This window comes from Streptomyces sp. NPDC107471 (assembly GCF_055582845.1).
In genome coordinates this window covers 1,071,617-1,083,779 of record NZ_JBVJPC010000001.1, presented here as the reverse complement: position 1 = coordinate 1,083,779, position 12,163 = coordinate 1,071,617, and the positions used below count along the sequence as shown (strand labels likewise).

Here is a 12,163-nt window from a genome sequence, read left to right as displayed (position 1 = left end):
CCGGATCTGGAAGGCGGGTAACCGCTGGAGGTGACCGGTACTAATAGGCCGAGGGCTTGTCCATATTTGCTCGCGTCCACTGTGTTAGTTCTGAGGCAACGACTGTGTGTTTTCCGGTCTAGTTTCATAGTGTTTCGGTGGTCATAGCGTGAGGGAAACGCCCGGTTACATTCCGAACCCGGAAGCTAAGCCTTACAGCGCCGATGGTACTGCAGGGGGGACCCTGTGGGAGAGTAGGACACCGCCGAACTCCTTTTGATGAAAAGGCCCACACCTTATGGTGTGGGCCTTTTCGCGTTGCGGGTGTGGTTCATTTGTCGAGGGGGCGCTTTGCGCCCCCTTCTTCGTTTACAGGCGGCCGGCTGCTTTCAGGGCCAGATAGGCGTCGGCCAGTGCTGGAGCCAGGTCGTCCGGAGTCGCGTCGACGACTGTGACTCCGTGACGGCGGAGTTGTTCCGCCGTGCGATGGCGTTCCGTCTGGGCCTGGGCGGCGGCCGCGGCTTCGTAGATCGCGTCCACGTTGCCGCGGGATGTGGCCATGTTCGCGACATGGGGATCCGCCACTGAGGCCAGAAGGACCGTGTGCCGCTGGGTGAGTTGCGGGAGTACAGGCAGCAGGCCCTCCTCGATGGGCGCTGCGTCGAGACTGGTGAGCAGCACGATCAGGGAGCGGCGAGGGGCCGTACGCAGGGCTGTGGCGGTGAGGCCGCGGGCGTTCGTCTCGACGAGCTCGGGTTCGAGGGTGGCCATGGCGCTGACCAGTGAGGGCAGCAGGTCGTTGGCTGTGCGGCCCTGGACCAGGGCGCGGACCCCGCGGTCGTATGCGAGGAGGTCCACGCGGTCGCCGGCGCGGGAGGCGAGGGCCGCGAGGAGCAGGGCGGCGTCCATGGAGGCGTCGAGGCGGGGGGCGTCGCCGACGCGGCCTGCTGAGGTGCGGCCGGTGTCGAGGACGACGAGGATGTGGCGGTCACGTTCGGGGCGCCAGGTGCGTACGGCGACGGAGGTCTGGCGGGCCGTGGCGCGCCAGTCGATGGAACGGGTGTCGTCGCCGGGGACGTATTCGCGGAGGCTGTCGAACTCGGTGCCTTCGCCTCGGGTGAGGACGCTGGTGCGGCCGTCGAGTTCGCGGAGGCGGGCGAGCTTCGAGGGGAGGTGCTTGCGGCTGGTGAACGGGGGCAGGACGCGGACCGTCCAGGGGACCTTGTGGGTGCCCTGACGGGTGAAGAGTCGGAGGGGGCCGTAGGAGCGGATCGTCACTCGGTCCGCCTGTCGGTCGCCGCGGCGGGTGGGGCGCAGGCGGGTGGTGAGGCGGCGGCGTTCGCCTGGCGGGACCGTCAGCGTGTGGCGGGAGGCCTCCACCTCTGTGCCGGGCTGCCAACTGCTGGGGGGCCAGGCGTCGCGGACCTGGGCGCGGAGCGGGCGGCCGGACGGGTTGGTGACCGTGAGGGTGACGTCGGCCGTCTCGCCCAGGCGGGCGGAGGTGTCGCCGGACCGGGTCAGGCCGAGCCGTCGTACGGGTGCGGCCAGGGCGAAGTCGCAGGCGCAGGCCACCGCGAGGGGGGCGTTGACCGCGAGGATGCCCGTCCAGCTCGGTTCCCAGATGCCGACGGGGAGGGACCCCAGGGCCGCGAGGAGTGCGGCGCGTCCGGTGAGGGCCATCAGCGGGGGACCGGGACGTGGGCGAGGATCGCGTTGATGACGGAGTCGGCCGTCACGCCCTCCATCTCGGCCTCGGGGCGCAGTTGTACGCGGTGGCGGAGGGTGGGGAGGGCCAGGGCCTTCACGTCGTCGGGGATGACGTAGTCGCGGCCGGTGAGCCATGCCCACGCGCGCGAGGTGGCCAGGAGGGCCGTGGCGCCGCGCGGGGAGACGCCCAGGGTGAGGGACGGGGACTCGCGGGTGGCGCGGCAGATGTCGACGACGTACGCGGTGATCTCGGGGGAGATCGAGGTCTTGGCGACCGCCGCGCGGGCGGCTTCGAGGTCGGCGGGGCCTGCCACGGGGCGTACGCCGGCGGCCTTGAGGTCGCGGGGGTTGAAGCCCTCGGCGTGGCGGGTGAGGACGTCGATCTCGTCCTGGCGGGAGGGGAGCGGGATCGTCAGCTTGAGGAGGAAGCGGTCCAACTGGGCTTCGGGCAGGGGGTAGGTGCCCTCGTACTCCACCGGGTTCTGGGTCGCGGCGACCAGGAACGGGTCGGGGAGGAGGCGGGGGGTGCCGTCGACCGTGACCTGGCGTTCCTCCATGGCCTCCAGGAGGGACGACTGGGTCTTGGGCGGGGTGCGGTTGATCTCGTCCGCGAGGAGGAGGTTGGTGAAGACCGGGCCGGGCTGGAAGGAGAACTCGGCGCTGCGGGTGTCGTAGACGAGGGAGCCGGTCACGTCGCTCGGCATGAGGTCGGGGGTGAACTGGACGCGCTTGGTGTCGAGTTCGAGGGCGGCCGCGAGGGCGCGGACGAGCAGCGTCTTGGCGACGCCGGGGACTCCTTCCAGGAGTACGTGTCCGCGGCACAGGAGGGCGACGACGAGGCCGGTCACGGCGGGGTCCTGGCCGACCACGGCTTTGGCGATCTCGGCGCGCAGGGCTTCCAGGGAGGCCCGGGCGGTGTCCGGGTCCCCGGTGGTCCCGGCGTTGTCAGTGGTCGGGTCCATCATGGACGGCGTACCTCTCTTTCGAGGGCGTCGAGTTGGTCGGCTAGGGAGATGAGGGCTGCGTCGTCGCCGGGCGGCGGGCCGAAGAGCAGGGCATGCAGGGACTGTCCGGCGCCGTCGCTGTGGAGATGGGCGGACAGGGCGGGGAGCAGGGCTTCGGGCGCGTGCGCCTGGACGACGGGGACGCCTACGAGGGGGGCGAGGCGGGTGCGGGTGGTGGAGCGAAGAGCGGTGGCCGCGCGGTCGCGGGCGTTGGCTTTGCGGTAGAGGCGGGCGCGGCCTTCGACGGTCTCGGAGGCGCGGATCGCGACGGGGAGTTTCTCGGGCACCAGGGGGCCCAGTCGGCGTGCCCGCCACAGGGCGGCGAGGGCTGCCGCGATGAAGAGCTGGAGCGTGCCCCAGAGCCAGCCCGAGGGGAGCAGGTCGAAGAAGCTCTTCTCGTCGTCCGGGCCGGCGGCGGAGGAGTCGGAGAGCGAGGGGAGGTACCAGACCAGATGGGGGCGGGAGCCGAGGAGTTGGAGGGCGAGCGAGGCGTTGCCCTGCTCGTCGAGGGTGTCGTTGTAGAGGATGTCGGGCGCGCCGAGTACGACGGTGTCGCCGTCCCCGGAGGCCGCCGGGACGCGCACCAGGGTGGGCAGGCGGTCGCTGGGGTAGCACTCGTCGTTGCCGGGGTGGGTGACGGTGTAGCGGATGCCGCCGGTGTCGGCGGAGCCCGCGCGCCGGGCGGCCGGCAGGGCGCAGTCGGGGGAGAGCGTCGAGTCGAGGCTGGTGGCGGGGTCCGCGACGACACCGGGCGCCAGTCGTTCGACGGACCAGCTCCCGGGGGCGACGAGGACGGTGCGGCCGTCGGAGTCGGCGGTCGCGGAGCGCAGCCGGCTTTGCTGGCCGTGCGTCAGGAGGTCGGGTACGGCGACCAGGAGCGTGGTGTCGGGGCCGGTCGCGGCGCTCGCCTCGTCCAGGGTGGTGACCACGCGGGTGTCGACGCCCCGGTCGGCGAGGAGTTCGGCGGCGGCGCGGCTGCCGAAGGGGTCCGCGGAGCGCGGGTCGAGGCTGCCGTGGCGTTCGGTGGAGCGGATCGCCGCGATCACCACGGCCGCGACGAGGAGCAGCACGAGGGCGAGTACGACGCCTCGCGCGCGGGTCCACACCTGGCGGGCGGTGGGCGAGGCCGAGGTGGGCGGGAGCGTGGCCTCGGTGGTCATTCGGCGGCTCCCGGGCGGGTGTTGTGGTCCGCGCCGTGGCTGCTGCCCGTGCTGCCTGTGTTGCCCGCGCTGCTCCTGCTGCTCGTGCTGTTCGCTGTCGCGAGGACCGGCTTGGTGCGGTCCAGGTCGCGGTCGAGTTCGGCGATGCGGTGGTACGACTGCTCGGTCGCGGCCCTGCCGCCGTACGTGACGTCGTCGAAGTCGCGGGCGGCGGAGCGCAGCCGGTCGGTGTGGGAGGGCAGGGCGCGGCCCGCCTCCGCGGCGGCCTCGTCCGCGGTGCGGCCGGGACGGACGTCGAGGAGGGCGCGTTCCTCCAGGGAGCGGACGATCGCGCGCATGCGCTCCTGCACGGCCTGGTTCCAGTGGCCCTGGGCGGCGTGGGCCTCGGCGGCCGCGCGGTGGTCGGCGGCGCTGCGGGGACGGTCGTCGAACAGGGCGGCGGAGGAGGCGGGCCCGCGGTTCGGGGTGCCCAGGCGCCACCACAGTGCGCCGATGACCAGGACGATCGCGGCGATGACGACGACCAGGCCGAGTGTTCCGCCGGGGGTGGCCGACGAGGCGGCGTTGAACAGCTTGTCGACCCAGTCCCAGAACGCGTTGAGGGCGCGCTGGAACCAACTGGGGTCGTTCTCGTGGTACATGCGCTTGGACAGTTCGCGGCGGGCCGCCTCCCGCGCGGGGTCGCGCGGGATCGTCAGCGGCGGTTCGTCGGCGGACCGTACCGGTGACAGCACGGAGGTGTCGACGCCGCGCAGCATGGTGAGCACTCCCCCCGGCAGGTTCACCGCATCAGCTCCCGGGAGTGGGGCCGGTGCCGTAGCCCTGGACGCCGGCCGCGCGGGCCAGTTCGAGGTCGAGGGCCTCGCGGCGGATGCGCTGGTCGATGTAGAGGAGCACGGTGACGCCCGCCGAGATCGGGAAGGTGATCATGGAGCCGATCACCGAGCCGATGCCGCTGATGATCAGGAACGTCCAGCCGAGGTCACCGGTGCCGTTGACGAAGCCGCCGACGCCTTCGCCGCTGAGCGCCGCGGCGAGGAACGTGAAGGGGATGACGACGATCGCCGCGACGATGTTCGCGATGATCGCGGCCAGCAGTTGGATGCCGAGGACCCGCCACCAGGAACCGCGGACCAGCTTCGTGGAGCGGCTCATCGACTTCACGATGCTCTGCTTCTCCAGCATCAGCGCGGGCGACGCCAGGGAGAAGCGGATCATCAGCCACAGTGCGACGACGCCGGCGCCGATGACGCCCAGGACCACGAGGGCGATGCCGCCGCCGTCGGAGCCAGCGGCGGCCACGAGGATGCCGGGCAGCGCCCCGACGGCGAGCACGCCGAAGGCGATGAGGATCAGCAGGAAGATCAGGCCGAACAGCCTGGGCACCTGCGGGCGGGCGTCGCGCCAGGCCTCACCGGTGGTGACCGGCCTGCCGAGCACGGCCCGGCTGGTGACGGCCGTCAGCATCGCGGTCGCGGCGATCGTGCCGATCAGGGAGATGAGGTAGACGACGGTGGAGCCGAGCATGGTCTCGCCCAGGGCGCGGGTCAGCTCGTCGGCGCTGGCGCTGGGGTCGTTGAGCGCCTCGGTTCCCGCGCTGTCGTTCAGCACGAAGCCCTGGAGCAGGATGACGAAGACCTCGGTGACGACGGCGACGGTGAGGGAGATGCCGAGGACCGTGCGCCAGTAGGTGCGCATGGTGGAGACCGCGCCGTCGAGGATCTCGCCCACGCCGAGCGGACGCAGCGGGATCACGCCGGGCTTGGCCGCGGGCGGGGGGCCGCCCCAGCCGCCGTAGCCGCCGCCCCAGCCCGGGGGAGGGCTGTAGCCGCCGGGCGGGCCTGCGGGGGGCTGGGTTCCCCAGCCCGGGCCGGGCGGTGGGGGCGGAGGGGTCTGGCCGGGAGCTTCGGGGCCGGTGGGGGCGGACCACTGGCCGGCCGGCGGCTGCTCCTTGGACCACTGCGAGCCGGCGTCCTGCGGGTTGTCCTCCGGCTGCTGCGCGGGCTTCGCAGTGTCGGGCCGGGCGGCGGGCTCGGCGGGACCGGACGTGCCGGGCTCGTGCCCGTCGGACGGGGCGGATCCGGGCGAGGCCCAGCCCGGAGTGTCGTTCATCGTCGCTCCTTCACGGTGCCCGTCCGCGGGTCGCGGCGGCAGGTTGGCAGCCATCGTGCCATGGGGTGGTCGGCGGCGGACCAGCCGCGGTATGGGCTGCACACCTTCAATACTCCGGCGGACAAGGGGCACACTGACCGCATGGCTGATCAGTACGTGCAATCCGGCGAGGACAGCAAGCCCACCGACATCCCGGCGATCCGCTGGGAGGAGCCACCCGAAGGCCCCGTGCTGGTGCTTCTGGACCAGACGAGGCTGCCGGCCGAGGAGGTCGAACTGGTCTGTACGGACGCGTCGGCGCTGGTGGAGGCGATCCGTTCGCTCGCCGTGCGCGGGGCGCCGCTGCTCGGTATCGCGGGGGCGTACGGGGTCGCGCTCGCCGCCGTGCGCGGGTTCGACGTGGAGGAGGCGGCGAGTGCGCTGGCGGGTGCCCGTCCGACCGCGGTGAACCTCGCCGTCGGGGTGCGCAGAGCCGAGGCCGCCCACCGGGCCGAGCTCGGCAGGAGCGGTGACCAGTCACGGGCGGCCGGGGCGGCGCTGGCCGCGGCGCGCCAACTGCACCAGGAGGACGCGGCGGCCAGTGCGGCGATGGCCGAGCGCGGGCTGGCGCTGCTGGACGAGCTGCTGCCGGGCGGCGGGCACCGGATCCTGACGCACTGCAACACCGGTTCGCTGGTGTCGGGCGGTGAGGGGACGGCGTTCGCGGTGGCGCTCGCGGCTCACCGCGCGGGGCGGCTGCGGCGGCTGTGGGTGGACGAGACGCGTCCGCTGCTCCAGGGCGCCCGGCTGACGGCGTACGAGGCGGCGCGCAGCGGGATGGCGTACACCCTGCTGACCGACAACGCGGCGGGTTCGCTGTTCGCGGCCGGGGAGGTGGACGCGGTGCTGATCGGGGCCGACCGGATCGCGGCCGACGGCTCGGTGGCGAACAAGGTGGGGAGCTATCCGCTGGCCGTGCTCGCGCGGTACCACCACGTGCCGTTCATCGTGGTGGCGCCGGTGACCACGGTGGATCCGGACACCCCGGACGGGGCGTCGATCGAGGTGGAGCAGCGGGCCGGGCACGAGGTCACCGAGATCGTGGCGCCCCAGGTGCCGGTGGCGGGGGCCGAGGCGGGCGGCGGGATCCCGGTGGCGCCGCTGGGGACGCAGGCGTACAACCCGGCCTTCGACGTGACGCCGCCGGAGCTGGTGACGGCGATCGTCACGGAGGAGGGCGTGGTGTCACCGGTGACGGCCGAGGCTCTCGCCGAGGTGTGTGCGCGGGCCCGGGAGGTGACGATGAGCTGATGCGGATGTGATGGCCACGTATGTCCCCGGCATCGCGTCCCGCATCCCCGGCGGAGGCCGAGGCAGACAGTGACCGTCCGGTACGACTAAGGTCACTGGTCGGTGAGCTGCCTCACCACTGCCTTCACCACTGTTATGAGAATGGGATGATGTCGTTTATGAAGGGACGAGTCCTTGTCGTCGACGACGACACCGCACTTGCCGAGATGCTGGGCATTGTGCTGCGTGGTGAAGGTTTTGAGCCGTCTTTCGTAGCCGACGGCGACAAGGCGCTGGCCGCGTTCCGTGAGGCCAAGCCGGATCTGGTGCTGCTGGACCTGATGCTGCCCGGGCGGGACGGCATCGAGGTGTGCCGTCTCATCAGGGCGGAGTCCGGCGTGCCGATCGTGATGCTGACGGCCAAGAGCGACACCGTGGATGTCGTCGTGGGCCTGGAGTCGGGCGCCGACGACTACATCGTGAAGCCGTTCAAGCCGAAGGAGCTCGTGGCCCGGATCCGGGCGCGGCTTCGCAGGTCGGAGGAGCCGGCTCCGGAGCAGCTCGCCATCGGTGACCTGGTCATCGACGTGGCCGGGCACTCCGTGAAGCGGGACGGGCAGTCGATCGCGCTGACGCCGCTGGAGTTCGACCTGCTGGTCGCGCTCGCGCGCAAGCCGTGGCAGGTGTTCACGCGCGAGGTGCTGCTCGAGCAGGTGTGGGGTTACCGGCACGCCGCCGACACCCGGCTCGTCAATGTGCATGTGCAGCGGCTGCGTTCCAAGGTCGAGAAGGACCCGGAGCGGCCGGAGATCGTGGTGACCGTCCGTGGTGTGGGTTACAAGGCAGGGCCAAGCTGACATGTCCGGAGACAGCGCCGCTTCGTCGCCCGGGCGGGCCGGGGTGAGTGCGGGGCGGCCTGTCGGGCGGAAGAGGAGCGGCTCCCGCTGGGGGCGGTTCTTCGAGGGGGGCCTGTTCCAGGGCGGTGTCCAGGGCAGCCCGGTCCTGCGGCTCTTCACGCGCTGGGTGCGCCGGCCGCTGCTGCCGGTGATGCGGTTGTGGCGGCGCAACATCCAGCTCAAGGTCGTCGCCACCACCCTGCTGATGTCGCTCGGCGTGGTCCTGCTGCTGGGCTTCGTCGTCATCGGGCAGGTGCGCAACGGCCTCCTCGACGCCAAGGTGAAGGCGTCGCAGAGCCAGGCCACCGGCGGGTTCGCGGTGGCCAGGCAGAAGGCGGAGGAGGCCGACGCCGGGACCGACGACACGGCTCCGGCCGACGGTCAGTCCGACCAGTTCGTCATCGAGTGGATGAGCAACCTCGTCTACTCGCTCTCCAGTGGCGGTCAGGGCGCCTTCGACGTGGTGACGCTGCCCGTGGGCGGCGACAGCGGGAGCGGGCGCGGACCGCGCGCCTCCGGTGACGTCGACCCGACGGCCAGCGTTCCCGAGGCGCTGCGCGTGAAGGTCGACGACAGCACGGCGGCCGCGCAGAGCTACACCCGCATCGTCTACGACACCGACCTGGAGTCCCAGCCCGCCCTGGTCATCGGCAAGCAGGTCAACGACCCCAACGGCGACCCGTACCAGCTCTACTACCTCTTCCCGCTCACCCAGGAGGAGAAGTCGCTCAGCCTGGTCAAGGGCACCCTGGCGACCGCCGGCCTCTTCGTCGTCGTACTGCTCGGAGCCATCGCCTGGCTCGTGGTGCGGCAGGTCGTGACGCCGGTGCGGATGGCGGCCGGGATCGCCGAGCGGCTGTCCGCCGGGCGGCTCCAGGAGCGGATGAAGGTCACCGGCGAGGACGACATCGCGCGGCTCGGCGAGGCCTTCAACAAGATGGCGCAGAACCTCCAGCTCAAGATCCAGCAGTTGGAGGACCTGTCGCGGATGCAGCGGCGGTTCGTGTCGGACGTGTCGCACGAGCTGCGGACGCCGCTGACGACCGTACGGATGGCGGCCGACGTCATCCATGACGCGCGTGAGGACTTCGATCCGATGACCGCGCGGTCGGCGGAACTGCTCGCCGACCAGCTCGACCGGTTCGAGACGCTGCTCGCGGACCTGCTGGAGATCAGCCGGTTCGACGCGGGCGCGGCGGCGCTGGAGGCCGAGCCGATAGACCTCAGGGAGGTCGTGCGGCGGGTCGTCAGCGGGGCCGAGCCGCTCGCCGAGCGCAAGGGCACGACCGTCCGGATCGTGGGCGACCAGCAGCCCGTCGTCGCCGAGGCCGACGCCCGGCGGGTGGAGCGGGTGCTGCGCAACCTCGTCGTCAACGCCGTGGAGCACGGCGAGGGCAAGGACGTCGTGGTCAAGCTGGCCTCGGCGGGCGGGGCGGTCGCGATCGCCGTACGCGACTACGGGGTCGGGCTCAAGCCGGGCGAGGCCACGCGCGTGTTCAGCCGCTTCTGGCGGGCCGACCCGGCACGCGCGCGTACCACCGGCGGTACGGGCCTCGGGCTGTCCATCGCCCTGGAGGACGCGCGGCTGCACGGCGGCTGGCTCCAGGCGTGGGGTGAGCCGGGCGGCGGCTCGCAGTTCCGGCTGACGCTGCCCAGGACGGCCGACGAGCCGCTGCGGGGCTCGCCGATACCGCTGGAGCCCAAGGACTCGCGGCGCAACCGCGGACTCGACGACGCCGGGCTGCCGCGCGGGGGCGGCGACAAGGCGGCCACCGTGCCGGTCCAGCCCAAGGGCGACCAGGTGACCACCCGGGATCCGATAGCCCCGCGGACGAGCCAGGCGACCCCCACGGCCGATCCGACGGCGCTGCCCGGCAACGGCGCGCGTGTGGTGCCCCGCCCGGCGCCGAGTGCGCGACGGCCGGACACCCCGGCCGACGCGGACGCGTCCGGCGGCAGGACCGCCGACCGCGCGGACGCCGGGTCGCAGGAGTCGTACGAACAGCAGGGGGAGGCCTTCCGTGGACGCTGACCGCGAGGGGGGCGGCCGGCGTACGCCGGGGCGCGCGGCGGTGTACGTCGCCTGCGGTGCCGTACTGTTGGCGGGGTGCGCCTCGATGCCGGACAGCGGCGACCTGCGCGGGGTGGACTCCACGCCGCGGCAGGACACGCAGGTGCGGGTCTTCGCCATGCCGCCGCAGGAGGACGCCGAGCCCACGGACATCGTGCAGGGCTTCCTCGAGGCGTTGACCAGCGACGATCCCAACTACGAGACGGCCCGCAAGTACCTGACGGCGAGCGCGGCGAAGCAGTGGCAGCCGGGGCTGTCCACCACGGTGCTCGACGACGGGCCCGGAGCCGACGTCGTGCCGCCCGTGGACCGGGAGCAGAGCGACGACAAGTCGTTCACGCTGGTCGGCACCAAGGTGGCCGTGGTGGACGCCCAGCAGTCATACACACCTGCCTCGGGCGAGTACCGGGAGACCGTGCACCTCGTGCACGACAAGAAGACCAAGCAGTGGCGGATCGACAGCCCTCCCCGGGGTGTCGTCATGGGCAAGTCGGACTTCCAGCGCAACTACGTGTCCGTCAACAAGTACTACTTCGCCTCGAACACCAGGTCGGCGTCGGCTCCGCAGACCGTGGCGGTCGCCGACCCCGTGTACGTACGCGAGCGCGTGGACCCCATGACGCAGTTGGTGCGGTCCCTGCTCAGCGGGCCCACGAGCTGGCTCGACCCTGTCGTCAGGACGAGCTTCCCCACCGGTACGGCCCTCAGGAGCGGCGTCTCCGCGCTTGCTCCCGACGACCGGAGCACGCTGACGGTGCCGCTCAACAGCAAGGCCGAGCACGTCGGTACGGACCAGTGCAAGGCGATGGCGGCCCAACTGCTGTTCACCCTCCAGAACCTCACCCCGGCCGTGGACGACGTCGAACTGCGGGCGGGCGGCAAGCACTTGTGCACCGCCACGGAGAGCGACGCCAACGGCGACGCCACGCGCGGCTCGGTGGAGCGCCCCGAGTTCCTGTACTTCGTCAACGGCGAGCACCGGCTGGTGCGGGTCTCGGCCGAGGCGGACGGGAGCGGTACGAGGGCCCAGCCGCTGCCGGTGCCCGGAGCGCTGGGCGAGGGCGACAAGGCCCTGCGGTCGGTGGCCGTCTCGCGTGACGAGCACACGGCGGCCGGTGTCGGCCTCGACGGCAGGTCGCTGTACGTCGGGTCACTGGTGTCGGGCGGGTCGCTCGGGGAGCCGGTGCTGACCAGCACCGGCAAGACGGAGGCCGACCGGCTGACCACGCCGAGCTGGGACACCGAGGGCGACCTGTGGGTGGCCGACCGGAACCCGGCCGATCCCCGGCTGCTGCTGTTCAAGGAGGGCGCGGGCGAGCCGCTGGTCGTCGAGACGCCCGGCCTGGACGGGAGCGTCAAGGACCTGCGGGTGGCCGCCGACGGGGTGCGGATCGCGCTCGTCGTCGAGAAGGACGGCAAGCAGTCGCTGTTCATCGGGCGGATCGAGCGGGAGGGCCGGACCGGGGACCCCCAGAGCGTCTCGGTGCGGGAACTGCGCTCCACGACCCCCGATCTGGAAGAGGTCACGACCATGTCGTGGGCCGGCGACAGCAGGCTCGTGGTGGTCGGACGCGAGCAGGGCGGAGTGCAGCAGACGCGGTACGTCCAGGTCGACGGCTCCACGCCCGAGGGGCTGCCGCCGGCCGCGCTCACGGGCGTGAAGGAGATCGCGGCGTCCGAGAACGACGAGATGCCCTTGGTGGCCTACTCGGAGGACGGGATCGTACGGCTGCCGTCGGGGGCACAGTGGCAGAAGGTGGATGCGGACGGGACGGCACCGGTCTATCCGGGGTGAGATGGCCGGGGGTGTGCCTCCGCGCCGGTGTGCTGGGAGCGGCTGCTTTTGCCAGGGGGACTCTGGTGAGAGCGGCCGCTTTTGTTTGGCGCGTGGGTGGGGGATTCGGGGCGGTGCTTTAGGTCGGCCTTTTAGTTGTATTGGGCCGGCTTTTCGTCGTGGGAACGACT

At 72.1% G+C, this 12,163-nt stretch carries 9 protein-coding genes and 1 rRNA gene; 5 read left to right on the top strand and 5 right to left on the bottom strand.

What is annotated here, in order from left to right:
- Positions 1-133 precede the first annotated feature (133 nt).
- A 5S ribosomal RNA gene (gene rrf, locus ACZ66S_RS04830) occupies positions 134-250 on the top strand.
- Positions 251-348: 98 nt separating this feature from the next.
- Here the strand turns inward: rrf and ACZ66S_RS04825 are convergent.
- From ACZ66S_RS04825 to ACZ66S_RS04805, 5 genes are read right to left on the bottom strand one after another with little or no spacing between them, the layout of a single operon-like run.
- Entirely contained in the window at positions 349-1,659 is a 1,311-nt protein-coding gene (locus ACZ66S_RS04825; RefSeq protein WP_469899638.1) for a DUF58 domain-containing protein, read from the bottom strand.
- Entirely contained in the window at positions 1,659-2,648 is a 990-nt protein-coding gene (locus ACZ66S_RS04820; RefSeq protein WP_469899636.1) for an AAA family ATPase, read from the bottom strand. Before ACZ66S_RS04820 ends, ACZ66S_RS04825 begins: the two co-directional genes overlap by 1 nt.
- Entirely contained in the window at positions 2,648-3,850 is a 1,203-nt protein-coding gene (locus ACZ66S_RS04815; protein ID WP_469899635.1) for a DUF4350 domain-containing protein, read from the bottom strand. Before ACZ66S_RS04815 ends, ACZ66S_RS04820 begins: the two co-directional genes overlap by 1 nt.
- Positions 3,847-4,608 (bottom strand): DUF4129 domain-containing protein, encoded by a 762-nt coding sequence (locus tag ACZ66S_RS04810; protein ID WP_469899690.1) that lies wholly within the window; start codon positions 4,606-4,608, stop codon positions 3,847-3,849. The genes ACZ66S_RS04815 and ACZ66S_RS04810 overlap by 4 nt, the downstream gene beginning before the upstream one ends.
- A gap of 31 nt (positions 4,609-4,639) precedes the next feature.
- Positions 4,640-5,962: a DUF7847 domain-containing protein gene (locus tag ACZ66S_RS04805; RefSeq protein ID WP_469899633.1), complete on the bottom strand. Its 1,323-nt coding sequence runs from the start codon at positions 5,960-5,962 to the stop codon at positions 4,640-4,642.
- 141 nt (positions 5,963-6,103) lie between these two features.
- Between ACZ66S_RS04805 and mtnA the strand changes: the two genes are divergently transcribed.
- From mtnA to ACZ66S_RS04785, 4 genes are all read left to right on the top strand, one after another.
- A complete protein-coding gene (mtnA, locus tag ACZ66S_RS04800) occupies positions 6,104-7,252 on the top strand; it encodes an S-methyl-5-thioribose-1-phosphate isomerase (RefSeq protein ID WP_469899632.1) in 1,149 nt (382 codons plus the stop codon).
- Positions 7,253-7,398: 146 nt separating this feature from the next.
- Entirely contained in the window at positions 7,399-8,088 is a 690-nt protein-coding gene (mtrA, locus tag ACZ66S_RS04795; RefSeq protein ID WP_187283109.1) for a two-component system response regulator MtrA, read from the top strand.
- Between the two features lies 1 nt (position 8,089).
- Entirely contained in the window at positions 8,090-10,159 is a 2,070-nt protein-coding gene (mtrB, locus tag ACZ66S_RS04790) for an MtrAB system histidine kinase MtrB (RefSeq protein WP_469899630.1), read from the top strand.
- Positions 10,149-11,993, top strand: coding sequence for an LpqB family beta-propeller domain-containing protein (locus ACZ66S_RS04785; protein WP_469899629.1), 1,845 nt, complete (start codon positions 10,149-10,151; stop codon positions 11,991-11,993). The genes mtrB and ACZ66S_RS04785 overlap by 11 nt, the downstream gene beginning before the upstream one ends.
- Positions 11,994-12,163: the final 170 nt, after the last annotated feature.

What these genes read in the sequence shown, in the direction of transcription:
- ACZ66S_RS04810 (WP_469899690.1), bottom strand. Translation starts at nt 4,608, where the DNA reads ATGCTGCGCGGCGTCGACACCTCCGTGCTGTCACCGGTACGGTCCGCC.
- ACZ66S_RS04820 (WP_469899636.1), bottom strand. Translation starts at nt 2,648, where the DNA reads ATGGACCCGACCACTGACAACGCCGGGACCACCGGGGACCCGGACACC.
- mtrB (WP_469899630.1), top strand. Translation starts at nt 8,090, where the DNA reads ATGTCCGGAGACAGCGCCGCTTCGTCGCCCGGGCGGGCCGGGGTGAGT.
- ACZ66S_RS04805 (WP_469899633.1), bottom strand. Translation starts at nt 5,962, where the DNA reads ATGAACGACACTCCGGGCTGGGCCTCGCCCGGATCCGCCCCGTCCGAC.
- mtnA (WP_469899632.1), top strand. Translation starts at nt 6,104, where the DNA reads ATGGCTGATCAGTACGTGCAATCCGGCGAGGACAGCAAGCCCACCGAC.
- ACZ66S_RS04825 (WP_469899638.1), bottom strand. Translation starts at nt 1,659, where the DNA reads ATGGCCCTCACCGGACGCGCCGCACTCCTCGCGGCCCTGGGGTCCCTC.
- ACZ66S_RS04815 (WP_469899635.1), bottom strand. Translation starts at nt 3,850, where the DNA reads ATGACCACCGAGGCCACGCTCCCGCCCACCTCGGCCTCGCCCACCGCC.
- mtrA (WP_187283109.1), top strand. Translation starts at nt 7,399, where the DNA reads ATGATGTCGTTTATGAAGGGACGAGTCCTTGTCGTCGACGACGACACC.